Origin of the sequence: Methylotenera sp. L2L1 (assembly GCF_000744605.1) — a bacterium.
Lineage (GTDB): Bacteria > Pseudomonadota > Gammaproteobacteria > Burkholderiales > Methylophilaceae > Methylotenera.
In genome coordinates this window covers 478,253-497,618 of the sequence record NZ_JQMG01000001.1, presented here as the reverse complement: position 1 = coordinate 497,618, position 19,366 = coordinate 478,253, and the positions used below count along the sequence as shown (strand labels likewise).

Genomic DNA, 19,366 nt, shown 5'->3' with positions numbered 1-19,366 from the left:
GCTGTGGTCTTGGTCTGTTGCCGCCCTCGTGCAAAATCTGCTTAATTTATAATCAAAGTACCCAATTTTTTACGCCTTAATTACAATTCAAACGCTTTCGCAACTATTCTAATAATCTACATTCACACAGTTTCGTATGTGCTTAATTTATAACGAATTTATTTTTATCATAAAAATGCGCTAAGTCATTGACCTATAAAGAAAAAATAGCAAAAAACCGCTTGCATTGCATAATTTTTTTATCTATAGTGCATATTAGTGGGGAAAAGTGGGGTTTTGTGGGGAATTGCTCATTGGTCTGTCGTTGTACAAGAGGTGTTGGATGGGGTTGTAAGTATTAGCTCGTTAGATAACTACTAAGGGTTATTTGATTGGTAAGGCGTTTGGATGAGGTTGGGCAGTTCCCCATTTTTTATATTAGAAATTGTTTGTTTAGGCTCGATAGGGCTTTAAGGGAAATAACAAGCGTATGTTTCGTGGTGCTACATCATTAAGTTTGGATGCCAAGAGCAGGCTCGCTGTGCCAACAAAGCACAGAGAAGCATTGCAGCTTGAGTGTGCCGGCAATTTGGTGTTAACTGCGCACCCTCATCGTTGTTTGTTGTTATATCCGCAGCCAGCTTGGGAGCCAATTCAAGCGAAAATGATGGCGTTATCATCGTTTGATAAACAATCTAGTGCTTTACAGAGGTTGTTAGTCGGTTTTGCTGAAGACATTAGCTTGGATAGTGCAGGCCGTTTGCTGGTGTCGCCAGTGTTGCGTGATTTTGCTGGTTTAGATAAAGAAGTGATGTTGGTTGGCCAAGGTAGTCATTTTGAATTATGGAGCATGACCGCTTGGCGTGCCCAGCTAGAGCAAGTAATGCAAAGTGATGGTTTTGCAATGCCCGCAGAATTAGAGGGATTTTCGCTGTGATTAAGGGCGTGAACAGCGCGCCCACCAAAGCATCATTGTCTTCAAAAAAAGCGTCTTCAAAAAACGCTGATAAGTTAGAAAAGTACCCACAAGAAGTGTCAGCATCAAATTCAAATCAAGATCAAAGCATGGGAGGTGAGGCTTCTTCTGCAGGCGCACACATTACTGTGTTGCTGAATGAGGCTGTGCATGCTTTAGACATTAAACCAAATGGCATCTATGTGGATGGAACGTTTGGTCGTGGTGGTCATTCCAGAAAAATTTTAGCGCAGTTGACTGATGGCGGACGTTTGATTGCCTTTGACCGTGACTTAAGTGCGATTGAGTCAGGTAAGGCAATTGATGACCCGCGTTTTACGCTGGTGCATAGTCACTTTGCCGCCATGCAAGCGCGTTTAGCTGAATTGGGTGTGCATCATGTGGATGGGATTCTTTTGGATCTTGGCATTTCGTCGCCACAAATTGATGAGGCTAACCGTGGATTTAGTTTTAGGTACGATGCGCCGCTTGATATGCGCATGGATCAAAGTAGTGGTGAAACAGCGGCAGAATTTCTTGGCCGTACAACAGAGCAGCAATTAGCGGAGGTTATAAAAAATTATGGTGAAGAACGGTTTGCTAAGTCGATTGCAAGGGCGATTATTGCGGAGCGCAATGACGGGCGTCCCATCACCACTACTGGGCAGCTTACCCAGATCGTGGCAGGTGCAGTCACGCGCTTCGAGCCAGGGCAGAACCCTGCAACGCGCACATTTCAAGCTTTACGGATTTTCGTCAATAAGGAGCTTGAGGAATTATCGTTAACCATGCCGCAATGCATTAACTTGCTGGCGCCACAGGGTAGGCTTGCGGTAATTAGTTTTCACTCGCTTGAAGATCGTATGGTAAAGCAGTTTATTCGCGGTCAGGAAGATCGTGATGACTTACCAGCAAACTTTCCAGTGCGTGCTGCTGACTTGCCTCAACCTAGATTGAAAAGTGTGGGGAAAGCAGTGAAGCCTAGTGATGCTGAGGTGAAGGCTAATCCTCGTTCACGCAGTGCAGTGCTACGTGTGGCGGAGAGGACGTCGGTTGTATGACGCGCCTTAATCTCATTTTATTTTTTGCTTTAATGTTTTCGTCATTGGGGCTGGTTAATGCGCAGCACCAAGCGCGTAAATTGTACATAGAGTTGGAGCATTTGAACCAAACTGAAAAACAGTACAACCAAGAGTATGGCCAGTTGCAATTGGAGCAGAGCACTTGGGCGATGCATTCACGCATTGAGCAAATTGCAGCGCAGCAATTGCAAATGCAGGTGCCTGATGCGAAAAGGATACAAGTGGTGAGTTTGGTCGCGCGATTGCCGTTAATTCAGTCTACTAATCTGAAAAATGAGGTGGCGCCTTAATGTCTATGCACGCACCTTTAGTGATTGTGAAGCTGCCAGCATGGCGTCGTCGCCTATTGCTGGTGCTCGTGTTGCTAGGGTTTGCCGCGTTGCTGGGCAGAGGTGTGTATTTGCAAAGCTTTCATAAGCGCTTTTTGCAAGAAAAAGGCGATGCACGTTATAGCCGTACTTTAGTGTTGCCTTCTCAGCGCGGAAAGATTACGGATCGTTACGGTGAGCTGTTGGCAATTAGCTCTCCAGTAGAGTCGGTGTGGGCGAATCCATCAGATGTGCAAATTACTGCAAGCCAAACCAAAAAATTAGCTGATTTGTTAGGTTTAAAAAAAGCGTCTGTAGATAAGAAGTTGGCCAACAATACGCGTGAGTTTGTGTATTTAAAGCGCCGCGTTTCACCGGAGTTGGCCGCTGAGATCATGCAGCTTGGTATTTCTGGCGTGTATCTGCAACGTGAATATAAACGTTATTACCCTGCGGGTGATGTGACTGCTCATTTAGTGGGCTTTACGGATATTGATGATAAAGGCCAAGAGGGCTTTGAACTGGCAATGAATGATGCGCTGTCAGGCAAAAACGGTAGCCGCAAAGTGATTAAAGACCGTGCCGGTCGCATCATTGAGGATTTAGAGGCAGTTAAGGTGCCACAAGATGGCGCTGATATCACTTTATCGATTGATCGCAGAATTCAGTATTTAGCACATCGTGAGCTGACAAAAGCGGTTGATAAGTTTAAAGCAAATGCAGGCGCGGCGATTGTGCTGGACGCGAAAACAGGTGAAGTGTTGGCAATGGTGAATGTGCCGACATATAACCCAAATAACCCTGTGAACATTCAAGGTAAAACACGTAATCGTGCGATTACTGACATTTTTGAGCCGGGCTCAACCATGAAAACTGTGACTGCTGCGGCTGCATTAGAGGCTGGAAAATTTACCCCGGATACTGTGATTCAGACTGCACCTGGTTATATGAGTATAGGTCCCGCAACAATACATGATGCACATCCACATGGCGCGATGACGGTGTCGGAAGTGATTCAGAAATCTTCAAACGTTGGTGCTGTGAAAATGGCGCTTTCGCTTGAGCCTCAGTATCTATGGGGTGTGTTTAATTTAATCGGCTTTGGTTCAAAAACGCGTATTGGTTTTCCGGGAGAGGTTTCTGGAAAGTTACGTGATTACAAAATTTGGCGACCTATTGAGCAGGCGACGATGTCTTACGGTCATGGTATCAGTGTGACGTTGTTGCAAATGGCACGGGCGTATACCGTGTTTGCAAATGACGGAGAGTTGAAGCCGGTTTCTTTATTGAAATTAAAAGATGCGCCGGTGGGTACGCAGGTGTTTAGTGCAAAAACTGCAAATGAAGTGAAAGATATGCTGGAGTTGGTTGTTTTGCCAGGGGGCACAGCACTGAGGGCACAGGTCCTAGGCTATCGTGTGGCGGGCAAAACTGGTACTACGCATAAGCTTGGCGATCATGGCTATGAAAAGAATAAGTATGTAGGTTCGTTTGTAGGGATGGCGCCAGCGTCTAACCCGCGTTTGATTATGGCGGTAATGATTGATGATCCAAGTAGCGGTGAGTATTTTGGCGGCACGGTTGCAGCACCAGTGTTTAGTGCGGTGATGGCAGATGCGCTACGTATGTTATCTGTGCCACAGGATGCGCCTAATAACAACGTAGTGATTCCTAGTGGTGTTGAAGATGTGAAGGAAAGCATATGACCTTACTCACATCATTTAATCAGTCATTTACCTTAGTGACCGCAGATAGCCGACAAGTTGTGCCTGGCGCTTTATTTTTGGCGTATCCGGGTGTGCATAGTGATGGCCGCAAATATATTGCACAGGCGGTTGCCGCGGGTGCTAGTGCTGTACTTTGGGAAAACCAAGATTTTGTCTGGGATGCGGCAATCAAGGTGGCTAACCTTGGTGTGAGTCAATTGAAAAAACAAGTGGCACAGATTGCTGCTGAGTTTTATCAATATCCATCGCGCAATTTGGATGTGATAGGCGTGACCGGTACCAATGGTAAAACCTCAGTGAGCCAATGGATTGCTCAGGCAATGCAGGCTTTGGGTAAGAAAACAGCAGTCATCGGCACTATTGGCAGTGGCTTTGCCGATGCCGGTGGTAACGGCTTAGTCGAAACCAGTAACACCACACCTGATGCGATTTTGCTGCAAAAAATGTTGGCGGATTATGCCAATCAAGGTGCAGAAGCAGTGGCGATGGAGGTTTCATCACATGGATTAGATCAAGGCCGTGTGAGTGCGATTGAATTTGATTATGCCGTATTTACTAACCTGACACGTGATCATTTGGATTATCACGTGACTATGGATGCGTATGCCAGTGCGAAGCGGAAGTTGTTTGATTGGCCAAATTTACATACCGCAGTTGTGAATGCGGATGATGATTTTGGCAAAGAGATGGCGGAATCGTTGCGTGTAAATAGTAAGTCATTGCTGACTTACGGTTTGATGCATGGTGATGTGCGTGCGGACACGCTGACGTTGGGCGCTAACGGAATCAGCATGCAGGTGACTACACCTCAAGGCGCCGCAGTGCTGAGTGCACCAGTGCTGGGACGTTTTAACGCCTATAACTTGCTGGCAGTGCTAGCAACCTTATTGGCGCGCCAAGTGCCGTTAAATGATGCGGTAGCTGCGATTGCGCAGATCAAACCTGTGGCTGGCCGTATGCAGCAATTTGGCGGTGATGATAAGCCGCTGGTGGTGGTGGATTATGCACATACGCCTGATGCGCTGGAGAATGTGTTGGTGAGCTTGCGTGAGCAAGCACAAGGCAAGTTAATTTGCGTATTTGGCTGCGGTGGCGATCGTGATACAGGTAAGCGTCCGTTGATGGGTGCGATTGCCGAAAAATATGCGCACCATGTGGTAGTGACTAGCGACAATCCGCGCAATGAAAACCCTGCCTTGATTATTGAGCAAGTCGTTAACGGTATGACGGTGTTACCAAGCATTGCACCTGACCGTGCGATTGCGATTCAGCAGGCAATTAAGTTTGCGAATAAAGATGATGTTGTGTTGCTGGCGGGCAAAGGGCATGAGGACTATCAGGAAATTGGCGGTGTAAGAACGCCGTTTAGCGATATCACCGTGGCACAGGCTGCGTTATTGCATTGGGTGCCTAATCAGGCAATGGCGGTGGGTCAATGATGATGCTATCAGAAGCAGCAATGGCATTAGGCGTACAGCATGTGGGCGCTGATGTGCAATTTACCTCTGTGGGTAGTGACAGCCGCAATATTGTGGCTGGCCAGTTATTTGTGGCGCTTAAAGGTGCGAACTTTGATGGAAATACCTTTGCACAAGAGGCTTTAAAGCTAGGTGCAGTTGCAGTGTTGGTTTCTGATGAGACAGTAAAAGCTGAACCGCGGCTAGTAGTTGCAGATACAAGGTTGGCATTAGGAGAGTTGGCTAAATACTGGCGTGGAAAGTTTAACGTTCCTGTTGTTGCTGTTACCGGAAGTAACGGCAAGACCACCACTAAGGAAATGCTGACTGCTATTTTGAGCATCGCTAGCCAAGGTCGAGAGTATGTACATGCGACCTATGGCAACTTGAATAACGATATTGGTTTGCCGCTGACTTTGCTCAAAATGAATCAAAGTCATCAATGTACCGTGCTGGAAATGGGCATGAATCATTTGGGTGAAATTGACTATTTAACACATATTGCCAAACCTGATGTGGCGTTAATTAATAACGCTGGTATTGCACATATTGGTGAGTTGGGCTCGCGTGACAATATCGCCAAGGCTAAGGGTGAGATTTTTGCAGGATTAAAGCATGGCGGCGTCGCTGTGATTAATGCAGATAGTGACTATGCTGGGTATTGGAAGTCACTTAATCCGCAAAGAAAAATAGTGACATTTGGCCTGAATAAAGAGGCAAATGTAAGTGCACACTATCAGGCAGGTGAAGGTTTTAGCTTGATGACACTACTTACGCCAGTTGGTGAACTAAGCGTTAAGTTGAATGTACAAGGCGAACACAATATCAGTAATGCCTTAGCAGCAAGTGCAGCCGCTTATGCATTAGGTATTTCAATTGAAGATATTGGGCGTGGTTTGGAAAGTTTTGCCGGTGTGTATGGCCGTTTAGAGCGCAAGGCGGGAGCCAACGGAGCTGTCGTGATTGATGATACGTATAACGCCAACCCTGACTCGATGAAAGCTGCAATAAATGTACTTACAATGCTTAGCGGCAAAAAGGTACTAGTGCTGGGCGATATGGGGGAGTTAGGTCCAGATGCCGAAGTGATGCATACAGAAATTGGGGCTTATGCCAAGGCCGCAGGCTTAACCACACTTTATTGTTTAGGTGATTTAAGTGCCGCAACCGTGCGCAGCTTCGGACAAGGTGCCGAGCATTTTAGCTCACCACAAGACATTGCCCAGGCTGTACTGCCACAACTTGAGACAGGTACCACTGTGTTGGTAAAAGGTTCGCGTTTTATGCAAATGGAGCGTGTCGTGAATTTGTTAGTAGAAAACAAGAAGTAGGCGAATTAGGAGATAAAGGATGTTACTCGAACTAGCACAATGGTTAGCACAAGACATACGTGGATTTAATGTATTTAACTACATTACCTTGCGTGCGGTTTTGGCTACGCTTACTGCTTTAGTGATTTCATTGACGATAGGGCCAACCTTAATTCGTAAATTGACCCAATATAAAGTGGGGCAAGCCGTGCGTGATGATGGCCCACAAACACATTTGATTAAAGCTGGTACGCCAACCATGGGTGGCGCATTGATATTGGTGTCGATAGCGATATCAACCTTGTTATGGGCTGATTTAAGTAATCGATTTGTTTGGGTAGTGCTATTTACGACACTAGGTTTTGGCATTATTGGCTGGGTGGATGACTGGCGCAAAGTGGTACATCGCAACCCTAAAGGCTTATCTGCTAAAGAAAAATATTTCTGGCAGTCGGTGGTTGGTTTAAGTGTTGCTGTGTTCTTACAGCAAACAGCTGTTACACCAGCAGAAACGACGTTGCTGATTCCATTCTTTAAGAGCCTAACCATTCCGCTGAGTGGTTTAGCATTTATTGTGCTGACTTACCTGGTAGTGGTGGGTAGCAGTAACGCAGTAAACCTCACCGATGGTCTTGATGGTTTAGCGATTATGCCAACGGTGATGGTGGCAGGTGCGCTGGCGATTTTTGCGTATGTGACTGGTCACTTATATTTTTCTAAATACTTAAGCATTGCTTACGTACCGGGCGCAGGTGAATTGACCGTGTTCTGTGCTGCGATGGTGGGCGCAGGCTTAGGCTTTCTTTGGTTTAACGCTTATCCAGCAGAAGTATTTATGGGTGATGTAGGTGCGTTAGCGTTAGGCGCAGCGTTGGGTATTGTGGCGGTAGTGGTACGTCAGGAAATCATTTTGTTCATTATGGGCGGCGTATTTGTGATGGAAACCTTATCGGTAGCGGCACAGGTGACTTACTTTAAATACACCAAACATAAAACTGGTACTGGTAAGCGCATCTTTTTGATGGCGCCATTGCATCATCATTATGAGCAAAAAGGCTGGAAAGAGACACAGGTAGTAGTGCGTTTCTGGATCATCAGCATGATGCTGGTGTTGATTGGCTTAGCTAGTTTAAAAATTAGGTAACAAGTCTGAAAATAAGGTAATTAGTCTGAAATTAGATAATTAGTAAAGTTGAACATGCAAATTGCGTTAAAAGACAAAAATGTATTAGTGCTTGGCCTCGGGGATACCGGGCTATCTGCATTGCGCTGGCTACATAGCCAAGGCGCACGTTTGTCTGTGGCCGACACGCGCGTAGTGCCACCGGGTATTGACGCATTAAAAACAGAGCTGCCTGCAACGGTGGTTTATACCGGTGCATTGAAGCCTGAAGTGTTTAACGCTGTTGATCTAGTAGTAATTAGCCCAGGTGTGGCGTTGAGTGAGCCTGAAATTCAGGCCGCAATTCGTCGTGGTGTGACGGTAGTGGGCGACGTTGAGCTGTTTGCACAATACCGCCCAGGTAGTGCCAAACTGATTGCGATTACCGGCGCTAATGGCAAAACCACAGTGACCACCTTAGTTGGTGAAATGTGCAAGGCTGCTGGGCTACAAACAATTGTAGCAGGCAACATCGGTTTGCCAGTACTTGATACTTTAAGTATGGAAACACCAGATGTTTACGTGCTGGAGCTTTCAAGCTTTCAGTTGGAAACAACGAACAGTTTGCTGGCAGATGCCGCTACCATGTTGAATCTATCAGAAGACCATATGGATAGATACGACAGCATGCAAAGCTATGCCGTTGCTAAAGCGCATATTTTTTACCATGCAAAATTGCAGGTGCTCAATCGTGATGACGCATGGAGCATGATGATGTCTCGCGCTAAGTTGGCACAAGTGACGTTTGGCTTGGATGCAGCAGACGATGAGCAAAGCTATGGTATTAGACAAGTAGATGGTGAAGCTTGGCTTAGCTATGGCACGCAAGACCTGATGAACGTAAGCGATCTAAAAATCGCTGGTTTGCACAATGCAAGTAATGCGCTGGCTGCCATTGCACTTTGCCGTGGTATTGGCTTGGACTTTGCGCCAATTATTCAGACTTTATACAACTTCAAAGGTTTGCCGCACCGTGTGGAGTGGGTTGCCAATATTGATGATGTTGATTATTACGATGACTCCAAAGGCACTAACGTAGGGGCAACCTGCGCAGCTTTATCTGGCTTATCACAAAAGGTCGTGTTGATTGCAGGTGGTGATGGCAAGGGGCAAGATTTCTCGCCACTTAAAGAGGCAGTGAGTGCTAACGCACGGGCTGTGGTGTTGATTGGTCGCGATGCGCCATTAATCGATGCTGAACTGTTGTCGACTAATGTGCCGTTGTACCATGCCGCAGATTTGCCTGAGGCGGTGACGATTGCAAGAAAACTCGCGCAAGTGGGCGATGCAGTACTGCTATCTCCAGCGTGTGCTAGCTTTGATATGTTTAAAAACTATGTGCATCGCGCAGAAGTATTTGTTGCAGCAGTGAAGCGTATGGAGCAAGCCGCATGATCACCACTATGCTAAATCGTGACCGTATTAACTCCCCTAGCTACGATCAAAGTTTGCTATGGGTGACGTTGATTTTGCTCGGTATTGGTTTAGTGATGGTGTATTCAGCATCGATTGCGATTGCAGAATCAGATAAGGCGCTTGGCTATAACAGTAGCTATTACTTGGTGCGCCAAACGATATTCTTGATCGTGAGCTTAACCGCGGGGTTTGTTGCATTTAACGTACCGATGGCCTGGTGGCAAAAAATGGCGCCGTATTTATTTCTATTAGGTCTGGCATTGTTGGTATTAGTGTTAATCCCAGGTGTTGGCAAGGTGGTAGGCGGCAGTCGCCGTTGGTTATCTTTGTTTGTGATTAACTTGCAGCCCTCTGAGTTTATGAAGCTATTTGCCGCCATGTACGTGGCAGATTACACCGTACGTAAAGCTGCGGTGATGGATAGCTTTACCAAAGGCTTTATGCCAATGCTGTTTGTGATGTTGCTGGTTGGCGGCCTGTTGCTAAACGAGCCTGACTTTGGTGCGTTTGCTGTGATTGCCGCGATTTCAATTTCCATTTTGTGGCTAGGCGGTATTAACGCACGAATTTTTGGCGGTTTGATTGTGTTACTAGTGGTTGGCTTTGTGTTCCTGATTTGGAGTTCACCGTATCGCTTAGAACGTGTGATTGGTTTTATGGACCCATGGGCAGACCCATATGGTAAAGGATACCAACTCTCACATGCATTGATCGCATTTGGTCGCGGTGAGTGGTTTGGCGTGGGCTTGGGTGCCAGTGTAGAGAAGTTACTTTATCTGCCAGAAGCGCATACCGACTTTTTATTAGCGGTGATTGCTGAGGAGTTAGGCTTTATTGGTGTGCTGACAGTGATTGGTTTGTTTGTATGGATATTAATGCGTGCGTTTGGCATTGCTAAAGAAGCGATTGAAAATGAACGTTACTTCTCAGCTTTGTTGGCACAGGGTTTAGGCGTTTGGATTGGTGTGCAAAGCATTATCAATATGGGTGTGAACATGGGGCTATTGCCAACCAAGGGTTTGACGCTGCCTTTAATGTCGTTTGGCGGTAGTGGCATTTTGGCTAATTGCATCGCCCTTGCCATATTGCTACGTATTGATTTTGAAAACCGCCGTCTACAAAAAGGGCTGCCAGCATGAGTAAGGCAACAACTAAAACTTTGATGGTAATGGCCGGTGGTACTGGCGGACATGTCTATCCTGCTATGGCAGTGGCTGATACTTTGAAAAGCGAAGGCTGGAACATTGTTTGGCTATGCACTCAAGGTGGCATGGAAAATAAACTGATTGCGGATAAAGCTTACGATAAAGCCATGATTACCATGCAAGGTGTGCGTGGCAATGGCCTGTTGGGCTGGTTGTTATTGCCAGTGAAGTTGGTAAAAGCATTTAGACAGAGCCTGACGGCGTTAAATCAGTATCAGCCAGATGTGGTGCTAGGCATGGGTGGTTTTGCGGCGTTTCCTGGTGGATTGATGGCGAAATTGCAAGGTCGGCCATTGGTGATACATGAGCAAAACTCGGTGGCTGGATTAACGAATAAAGTGTTGGCAAAAGTAGCTACCAAGATTTTGGCTGCATTTCCTTCGGCGTTTGGAGACCAGGCATTACTAGTGGGTAATCCAGTGCGTGCGGATATTGCTGCGATAGCCGCACCAACGCAACGCTTTGCAAGCAGAGTCGATGCGTTGAGGTTGTTGATTGTGGGCGGTAGCTTAGGTGCGCAAGCGTTGAATGAGGTGATTCCGCAAGCATTGGCAAAACTACCAGCAGACCAGCGTCCGCAAGTCGTACACCAAGCAGGCGTGAAGCATATTGAAGTGCTTCAACATAATTATAAACAAGCAGGCGTAGAAGCTGATGCGCGTGCTTATATCGACGATATGGCAGCCATGTATGCGTGGGCAGATTTTGTGATTTGCCGTTCAGGTGCGTTAACCGTGGCTGAGGTTTCCACTGCAGGGTTGGGTTCATTGATGGTGCCATTCCCTTTTGCGGTAGACGACCACCAAACAGGTAACGCCCAATACCTAGCAGATGCAGGCGCCACGGTATTGGTGCAACAAGAAGAATTGAGTGTAGAGAAGTTGACGAAGCTATTAAAAGAACTGAACCGTGAAAAATGCCTGGAAATGGCTAAAAAAGCACGCGCATTAGGCAAACCAGAAGCCACCGCCGATGTTGCAAAAATTTGCGTACAAATGGCAGAGCTAGGAGGTGCAAAATGAAACATAAAGTAAAGAATATCCATTTTGTTGGGATAGGCGGCTCAGGCATGAGCGGGATTGCTGAAGTTCTAATTAACTTGGACTTTAGCGTCAGTGGTTCTGATTTGGCCTCCAATGCAACGACCAAGCGCTTGGCTACCTTTGGCGCAACCGTTTACCAAGGCCATGAAGCCGGAAACGTGAAAGATGCGGATGTGGTTGTGGTGTCATCTGCGGTAAATGAGGCTAACCCTGAAGTTAAAGCCGCACGCGAGAAAAAGATTCCAGTCGTGCCACGTGCGCTGATGCTTGCTGAGCTGATGCGCTTTAAACAGGGTATTGCGGTGGCTGGCACGCATGGCAAAACGACAACGACTAGTTTAATCGCCAGTATTTTGGCAGAAGCGGGCATGGACCCAACGTTTGTGATTGGCGGCAAGTTAGAAGCTGCCAATGCCAATGCCAAATTGGGCACAGGTGAATATATTGTTGCTGAGGCGGATGAGTCTGACGCTTCATTCTTACACCTAACACCTGTGATGGCGGTGGTCACCAATATTGACCAAGACCATATGGATACCTATGAACACAGTTTTGAAAAACTCAAAAGTGCGTTTGTAGAGTTTTTACAGCAATTGCCGTTTTGGGGCATGGCTGTGGTGTGTGTAGATGATGTCAATATTCGCGAGATATTGCCGCGCGTGACTAAGCCGGTGATGACCTATGGTCTTAGCGAAGATGCGCGCATCCGCGCTAAGAATGTACGTGCCGATGATGGCAAGATGCACTTTACCGTACAACGTATTAACGGTGTGACCACAGAGTTTGATGTGACCTTGAATTTACCGGGCAATCACTATGTATTAAATGCGTTGGCCGCGATTGCCATTGCAAGCGAATTGAATGTGCCGGATGCCGCCATTATTAAAGCGTTAAAAGAATTTAAGGGTGTGGGTAGACGTTTTGAACGCTACGGCGAGGTGCCAGCAACACCACGTAATGAAACCAGCCATGGCACATTTACCTTGATTGATGATTATGGACACCATCCGGTAGAAATGCAGGCCGTGATAGCAGCTGCGCGCGGCGCCTTCCCAAACAGACGTTTGGTGATGGCATTCCAGCCACATCGTTATACGCGTACTAGGGATTGTTTTGAAGACTTTGTAAAAGTACTGTCTAGCGCTGATGTTGTGTTGCTAACAGAGGTGTACTCAGCGGGTGAAGCCGCAATTGTTGCTGCAGATACACGTTCGCTGATACGCGCGATTCGTGTTGCTGGCAAGGTAGAGCCTTTGTTTGTAGAAACAACAGATGAATTGCCGCAGGCGATTTTAGATATTGCACGTGCTGATGATGTAGTGATTGTGATGGGTGCAGGCTCGATAGGTCAGGTTGCATTAAAGACTAAAGAATTGCAGTTGGGTAAGGCATCGCAATCAAAAGGAGTGGCTGCTGCATGACTCAGCATACGGGAAAACTCCTTCTAAACGAGCCTATGGCACGCTATACCAGTTGGCGCGTAGGTGGCCGTGCAGATCAATTTTATATTCCAGCAGATTTGGAAGACTTAAGTAAGTTCTTAAAAAGTCTGGATGAGGCTGAACCTGTTTATTTTATAGGCTTGGGTTCGAATTTATTAGTGCGAGATGGTGGTGTGCGCGGCACTGTAGTGTTAATGCATAACGTGTTAACTGCACTGCAAATGGATGGCGAGGCTGTATACGCAGAAGCTGGTGTGACTTGTGCCAAATTAGCAAAATTTTGCGCTAAAGAAGCTAGGCAAGGCGCTGAATTTTTTGCAGGGATTCCAGGCACCTTAGGTGGCGCACTTGCCATGAACGCAGGGTGTTATGGCAGTGAAACATGGAATGTAGTGAAGCGAGTAACGACGATTAATAAACGAGGTGAGCTTAATACTCGCGATGCAGCTGCGTTTATTCCGAGCTATCGACATATTGATATGCCGGTATCTGATGAATGGTTTGTGGCGGCATGGTTGAGATTAGAACATGGAGACGCGCAAGAGTCGGCGCAGAAGATCAAAGCATTGCTGGCAAAACGTCTCGCTGCTCAGCCATTGAATCAACCCAGTGCTGGCTCCACTTTCAGGAATCCACCAGGTGATTTTGCGGCAAGGTTGATAGAAGCAAGCGGCTTAAAAGGCTACATCATTGGTGGGGCACAAGTGTCAGAAAAGCATGCCAATTTTATTGTCAATATAGGCGGGGCAAATGCCTTGGATATTGAACTGCTAATCCAGCATATGCGAGAGACAGTATTGGAAAAACATGGAGTTGCACTGCAACAAGAAGTTAAAGTGCTAGGCGAATTAGAGGTAAGAGAATAATGCAGGATTTTGGAAAAGTAGCAGTGTTGTTAGGTGGTAAATCTGGCGAACGTGAAGTTTCGCTTAAAAGCGGCACGGCTGTGCTTGCCGCATTGCAAAGACAAGGTGTTGATGCCCATGCGTTTGACCCAGCAACACGTCCATTACATGATTTGGAGTCGTTTGATTTAGCCATGATTTCATTACATGGACGTTTTGGTGAAGATGGTGCAATGCAAGGCGCTTTAGAGCTATTAGGCATTCCATACACTGGCAGTGGTGTGATGGCATCGGCGATTGGTATGGATAAATGGCGCACCAAAATGATGTGGTCAGCAGCCGGGGTGAGTACGCCAGCATTTGAAGTGGTGACTGCAGACTCTGATTTTGATGCGATTGAGAAAAAACTAGGTTTACCTTTGTTTGTAAAACCAGCCAATGAAGGCTCCAGTATTGGGATTAGTAAAGTAAAACAAGCTGGTGAGCTTAAAGCCGCATATGAGTTGGCAGCTAAATCTGATCCGTTAGTGATTGCTGAGCAGTTTGTCGGTGGTGGTGAATACACCGTGGGCATTTTGGGCAATCAAGCACTGCCGATTGTGCGCATTGTGCCAAAAAATGAGTTTTATGATTTTGAAGCTAAATATTTGCGTGATGACACCGAGTACAGATGTCCATCTGGCTTGAGCGCAGAAAAAGAAGCGCTTATTCAGCAAGAGGCATTGCTTGCGTTTAATACGGTAGGTTGCCAAGGCTGGGGTCGTGTAGATTTTTTAATGGATGAAGCTGGCAACCATTACTTTTTAGAGATCAACACTAGCCCAGGGATGACAGACCATAGTTTGGTGCCGATGGCAGCAAAAGCAGCAGGCATTAGCTTTGATGAGTTAGTGGTGAAAATATTGAGGTTAGCGCATGTGGGATAGGCCTGCATTACTCAACTGGATAGCAAACCTACTGTACGCATTGAGTATGGTGGCGGTGTTGTATGCAGTGGTGTATGTAGTGGTGCATTTACCGATTTTTCCACTGCGTGAAGTGAAGGTGGATGGAGAGTTGCACCATGTAAGCCGTGAGCAGGTGAAACTGATTGTAGCGAAGCATTTAAAAGGTAATTTTTTTACGCTGGATTTGATTAATGCACGTGATGCGTTTGAAAAATTACCTTGGGCCCGCAATGTGAGTGTACGTCGTCGCTGGCCAGATAAGTTAGAAGTGGTGATTGAAGAGCATCAAGCGCTTGCGCGTTGGGGTAACACTGCATTGGTGAACAAGCAGGGAGAGCTGTTTCATGCGGCCTCTAGTAGTGATTTGCCAGTATTTTATGGACCAGACAATGGCGTGATTGAAGTGGCATCACAATACGATGCTTTAAGCCAAGTACTGAAAACCGCTAAGTTGGATGTCGCTACGTTAGCGTTGACGCCTAGACGCGCATGGCAGATTACGACGACAAACGGCATTGTGCTGGAATTGGGCAGAGTAGAAATGCAAGCAAGGTTAGAGAAGTTTGCCAATATTTATAGCAGTACATTGGTTGGCTTGAATAAAAAAATTGCATATGTAGATTTGCGTTATCCAAGTGGTTTTGCGGTGCGTAGGCCTACAGAGGCGATTAATACAGAAAAAGTTGCGAGTATTGCAAAAGACAATAAAGCGGCAGATGGCGCCAGTACAAAGCCAGCTGACACAAAAAGCATTAAAAGCGAAGCAATGAAAAAACGCACGGGAACCGTGACCTAATTCACGGAAGGGATGAAGAATGAGCAGAATTAAAGAAGATAAGAATTTGATTGTAGGCTTGGATATCGGCACATCTAAAATTGTGGCGATTGTTGCCGAGTTACAGCCAGAAGGTACCTTGAAGGTGATTGGTTTAGGTCAGCACGTGTCACGCGGTCTTAAAAAAGGCGTGGTGGTGAATATCGAATCTACCATGCAGTCAATTCAGCGCGCATTGGAAGAAGCTGAGTTGATGGCCGATTGCAAAATCAATAATGTCTATACCGGCATTGCTGGCAGCCATATCAAGAGCCTGAACTCACACGGCATGGTGAAGATTAAAGATGCTGAGGTCTCACAAATGGATGTAGACCGTGTGATTGAAACTGCACGTGCCATTGCATTACCAGCAGACCAGCAGATTCTGCATATCCTTACCCAAGAATTCATTATCGACGGTCAAGAAGACGTGCGCGAGCCATTAGGCATGAGCGGTATGAAGTTAGAGGTGAAAGTGCATATTGTGACAGGCGCAGTTGCTGCTGCGCAGAACATTGTGAAATGCATTAAGCGTTGCGGTATTGAAGTGAGCGATTTGATTTTGCAGCCTTTGGCTTCAAGCCTTGCGGTACTGACCGAAGATGAGAAAGAGCTGGGCGTGTGCTTGGTGGATATCGGTGGCGGTACTACCGATATCGCAGTATTTAAGCAAGGTGCCATTCGTCATACCGCGGTAGTGCCGATTGCTGGTGACCAGATGACCAATGACGTGGCGGTGGCTTTCCGCACACCAACCCAGTCAGCGGAAGACATCAAGATTAAGCACGGTTGTGCATTACGCCAACTAGCAGACCCACGTGAAGTGGTTGAAGTGCCGGGTGTAGACGGTCGTGATCCACGTCAGTTATCTGTGCAAACCCTGGCTGAGGTACTAGAGCCGCGCGTGGTTGAGCTTTATGAATTAGTGCTAAATGAGCTACGCCGTAGCGGTATGGAAGACATGATTGCATCAGGCATCGTGATCACTGGCGGTTCAGCCATGATGCGCGGCATGGTGGAGTTGGGTGAAGAAATATTCCATATGCCAGTACGTTTAGGCATGCCACGTTATGTAGGCGGTTTATCAGAAGTCGTAAGCAATCCACGCTATGCCACAGGCGTAGGTTTGGTGTTGATGGGCAAGCAGCAGTTAGAGCGGCATATAAGTGGACAGATGGAATCAAGCTCATTCGGACGCATTTTAGAAAGAATGAAAAGCTGGTTCCAAGGTAACTTTTAAAAGGTAATTGGTAAGTAGTAGGTAAGTGTTTAGCAGTGAAAAGTAGTAAGGCAGAAGTAATCGTTAAGTAAACGCTAAAAAGAGGAGGCAATAAAATGTTTGAGATTATGGAAAAAAATTCCCAAGAAGCCGTGATTAAGGTGATTGGTGTTGGTGGTTGCGGCGGCAACGCAGTTGCACACATGATTGAAAAAAATGTGGGCGGTGTTGAATTCATTTGCGCAAATACTGATATGCAAGCTTTGAAAAAGAGCCAAGCAAAAACAGTATTGCAAATTGGCGAGGCAATGACCCGTGGTTTAGGCGCAGGTGCAAAACCTGAAGTAGGTCGTGAAGCTGCATTAGAGGACCGCGATGCAATTGCAGAATTGATTGATGGCGCGGATATGCTGTTTATCACTGCTGGTATGGGTGGCGGTACTGGTACCGGCGCTGCACCAGTGATTGCACAAATCGCTAAAGAAATGGGTATCTTAACGGTTGCAGTAGTGACTAAGCCTTTTTCATTCGAAGGCAAACGCACTAAAGTTGCATCTGATGGTCTAGATGAATTATCAAAGTATGTGGATTCACTGATTGTGATTCCTAACGAAAAATTGATGGAAGTATTGGGCGAAGATGTACCGTTCCTAGAAGCATTTAGAGCAGCTAACGATGTGTTGCACAATGCGGTATCAGGCATTGCTGAAATCATCAATTGCGCAGGTATGGTGAACGTAGACTTTGCTGATGTACGCACTGTGATGTCTGAAATGGGCATGGCAATGATGGGTTCAGCATTGGCAACAGGCCCTGATCGTGCACGTATTGCAGCTGAGCAAGCCGTGGCAAGCCCGTTGCTTGAAGATGTCAACTTAGCAAATGCACGTGGCGTTTTAGTGAATATCACCACTTCAAGTGCTTTCAAAATGAAAGAATACTATGATGTGATGAACACGATTAAAGCATTCACAGCTGAAGATGCAACCGTGATTGTAGGTAACGTGTTTGACGACAGCATGGGTGATGGTTTGCGTGTCACCATGGTGGCAACAGGCTTGACTGGCGCGCAACGCCGTCAGCAAAAACCTGAGTTACGTGTAATGCCACAACAAGTCGTGCGTGATGGCACCACTAACCAACCGATTTTTGTTGGTAATGCAAACATCGCTACAGATGATGAAGCGCCAGCAGTATTTGGCTCAAATAGCCGTCGTGCGCAAGTTGAAGCGATGAAAATGTCAGGGGTTGAAGAATACGATATCCCAGCATTTTTACGTAAACAAGCTGACTAAGTGACATTGCGCTAAGGGTTGGAGTAGATAAGGCAATATAGCCAGCGAAATGCTGTCGCCTTGAATTATGTTATTATTTAATTGATTCGTAAGGCAAATAGTTGAGTTTTAATGGTTGGCTAGGCTTTGGTAGCTTTTAAGCACACTGTCCTACAATTTATTGCACTGGAACTTACTGCACTAGAACTTAGAAAATGGAAATAGATTAGGCATGTTAAAGCAACGTACACTTAAAAAAGCGATAAGCGCCACAGGCGTTGGGTTGCACAATGGCGAAAAGGTTACTCTTACCCTCCGCCCAGCTGCACCTGATACTGGTATTGTTTTCAAACGGGTTGATCTGCCTCAACCTAATGAAATCTTGGCCACTCCTGGCGTAGTGCATGACACAAGAATGTGCTCTGCGCTGGAGTCCAATGGCGCGCGCGTTGCTACTGTAGAGCATGTGATGTCTGCACTTGCCGGTTTGGGTATAGACAATGTGTATGTCGAGGTTGATGCTTCTGAAATCCCAATTATGGATGGAAGCTCAGGTCCTTTTGTATTTTTATTGCAAGAAGCGGGTGTGGTTGAACAAGCGGCTGCTAAAAAATTCATACGGATCAAAAAGACAGTAGAAGTTAAAGAAGGTGATAAATGGGTCAGATTTGAGCCTTATCACGGCTTTAAAATTGACTTTACCATTAATTTTAATCATCCAGTATTCGAGCATTCTGGCAACAATGTCAAAATAGATTTTGCTGCCGATTCTTATATTAAAGAAATCAGTCGTGCACGTACATTTGGCTTTATGCACGAGGTTGAGTATTTACGTTCTAATGGTTTAGCACGTGGCGGTAGTCTAGATAATGCGATTGTGCTGGATGAGTACCGTGTTTTAAATGCAGATGGATTGCGTTATGACGATGAGTTTGTTAAACATAAAGTATTAGACGCAATTGGTGATTTATACATGTTGGGTCATCCAATATTGGGGGCTTTTTATGCCTATAAGTCAGGACATTCATTAAATAATCAATTGTTGCGCGCGCTCATGCAAGATGAAACTGCATGGGAATATACAACTTTTGAGAAGCAAGAAGATGCGCCAGCTACCTTCTTGTCTCAGCCTGCACAATTGCAGGCTAACCCTATATATTAGAATAGTTAAACAAAAGTCA

Annotated in this window: 17 protein-coding genes; all 17 read left to right on the top strand. The window is 46.1% G+C overall.

What is annotated here, in order from left to right:
- Positions 1 to 469 precede the first annotated feature (469 nt).
- Positions 470 to 916 (top strand): division/cell wall cluster transcriptional repressor MraZ, encoded by a 447-nt coding sequence (gene mraZ, locus FG24_RS02355; RefSeq protein WP_036300574.1) that lies wholly within the window; start codon positions 470 to 472, stop codon positions 914 to 916.
- Complete coding sequence (rsmH, locus tag FG24_RS02350; RefSeq protein ID WP_369797024.1) at positions 913 to 1,995, top strand: 16S rRNA (cytosine(1402)-N(4))-methyltransferase RsmH; 1,083 nt, start codon at positions 913 to 915, stop codon at positions 1,993 to 1,995. Before mraZ ends, rsmH begins: the two co-directional genes overlap by 4 nt.
- A complete protein-coding gene (ftsL, locus tag FG24_RS02345; protein ID WP_036300572.1) occupies positions 1,992 to 2,306 on the top strand; it encodes a cell division protein FtsL in 315 nt (104 codons plus the stop codon). The genes rsmH and ftsL overlap by 4 nt, the downstream gene beginning before the upstream one ends.
- Complete coding sequence (locus FG24_RS02340) at positions 2,306 to 4,030, top strand: peptidoglycan D,D-transpeptidase FtsI family protein (protein WP_036300570.1); 1,725 nt, start codon at positions 2,306 to 2,308, stop codon at positions 4,028 to 4,030. Before ftsL ends, FG24_RS02340 begins: the two co-directional genes overlap by 1 nt.
- On the top strand, positions 4,027 to 5,490 hold the full coding sequence (locus tag FG24_RS02335; protein ID WP_036300568.1) for a UDP-N-acetylmuramoyl-L-alanyl-D-glutamate--2,6-diaminopimelate ligase: 1,464 nt from the start codon (positions 4,027 to 4,029) through the stop codon (positions 5,488 to 5,490). Before FG24_RS02340 ends, FG24_RS02335 begins: the two co-directional genes overlap by 4 nt.
- Positions 5,487 to 6,839: a UDP-N-acetylmuramoyl-tripeptide--D-alanyl-D-alanine ligase gene (locus FG24_RS02330; protein ID WP_036300566.1), complete on the top strand. Its 1,353-nt coding sequence runs from the start codon at positions 5,487 to 5,489 to the stop codon at positions 6,837 to 6,839. The genes FG24_RS02335 and FG24_RS02330 overlap by 4 nt, the downstream gene beginning before the upstream one ends.
- Positions 6,840 to 6,858: 19 nt before the next feature.
- Positions 6,859 to 7,962 (top strand): phospho-N-acetylmuramoyl-pentapeptide-transferase, encoded by a 1,104-nt coding sequence (mraY, locus tag FG24_RS02325; protein WP_036300560.1) that lies wholly within the window; start codon positions 6,859 to 6,861, stop codon positions 7,960 to 7,962.
- Positions 7,963 to 8,016: 54 nt separating this feature from the next.
- Positions 8,017 to 9,375 (top strand): UDP-N-acetylmuramoyl-L-alanine--D-glutamate ligase, encoded by a 1,359-nt coding sequence (gene murD, locus FG24_RS02320; protein WP_036300559.1) that lies wholly within the window; start codon positions 8,017 to 8,019, stop codon positions 9,373 to 9,375.
- Positions 9,372 to 10,535: a putative lipid II flippase FtsW gene (gene ftsW / locus FG24_RS02315; RefSeq protein WP_036300558.1), complete on the top strand. Its 1,164-nt coding sequence runs from the start codon at positions 9,372 to 9,374 to the stop codon at positions 10,533 to 10,535. The genes murD and ftsW overlap by 4 nt, the downstream gene beginning before the upstream one ends.
- A complete protein-coding gene (gene murG, locus FG24_RS02310; RefSeq protein WP_036300557.1) occupies positions 10,532 to 11,623 on the top strand; it encodes an undecaprenyldiphospho-muramoylpentapeptide beta-N-acetylglucosaminyltransferase in 1,092 nt (363 codons plus the stop codon). The genes ftsW and murG overlap by 4 nt, the downstream gene beginning before the upstream one ends.
- Entirely contained in the window at positions 11,620 to 13,065 is a 1,446-nt protein-coding gene (gene murC, locus FG24_RS02305; RefSeq protein ID WP_036300556.1) for a UDP-N-acetylmuramate--L-alanine ligase, read from the top strand. Before murG ends, murC begins: the two co-directional genes overlap by 4 nt.
- Complete coding sequence (murB, locus tag FG24_RS02300) at positions 13,062 to 13,952, top strand: UDP-N-acetylmuramate dehydrogenase (protein WP_036300555.1); 891 nt, start codon at positions 13,062 to 13,064, stop codon at positions 13,950 to 13,952. Before murC ends, murB begins: the two co-directional genes overlap by 4 nt.
- On the top strand, positions 13,952 to 14,857 hold the full coding sequence (locus FG24_RS02295) for a D-alanine--D-alanine ligase (protein ID WP_036300554.1): 906 nt from the start codon (positions 13,952 to 13,954) through the stop codon (positions 14,855 to 14,857). Before murB ends, FG24_RS02295 begins: the two co-directional genes overlap by 1 nt.
- On the top strand, positions 14,847 to 15,674 hold the full coding sequence (locus FG24_RS02290; RefSeq protein WP_036300552.1) for a cell division protein FtsQ/DivIB: 828 nt from the start codon (positions 14,847 to 14,849) through the stop codon (positions 15,672 to 15,674). The genes FG24_RS02295 and FG24_RS02290 overlap by 11 nt, the downstream gene beginning before the upstream one ends.
- 19 nt (positions 15,675 to 15,693) lie before the next feature.
- Positions 15,694 to 16,932, top strand: coding sequence for a cell division protein FtsA (gene ftsA, locus FG24_RS02285; protein ID WP_036300550.1), 1,239 nt, complete (start codon positions 15,694 to 15,696; stop codon positions 16,930 to 16,932).
- A 95-nt stretch (positions 16,933 to 17,027) separates the two neighbouring features.
- On the top strand, positions 17,028 to 18,206 hold the full coding sequence (gene ftsZ, locus FG24_RS02280; RefSeq protein ID WP_036300547.1) for a cell division protein FtsZ: 1,179 nt from the start codon (positions 17,028 to 17,030) through the stop codon (positions 18,204 to 18,206).
- A gap of 211 nt (positions 18,207 to 18,417) precedes the next feature.
- Positions 18,418 to 19,347, top strand: a complete 930-nt coding sequence (gene lpxC / locus FG24_RS02275; RefSeq protein ID WP_036300545.1) for a UDP-3-O-acyl-N-acetylglucosamine deacetylase — start codon at positions 18,418 to 18,420, stop codon at positions 19,345 to 19,347.
- Positions 19,348 to 19,366 lie beyond the last annotated feature (19 nt).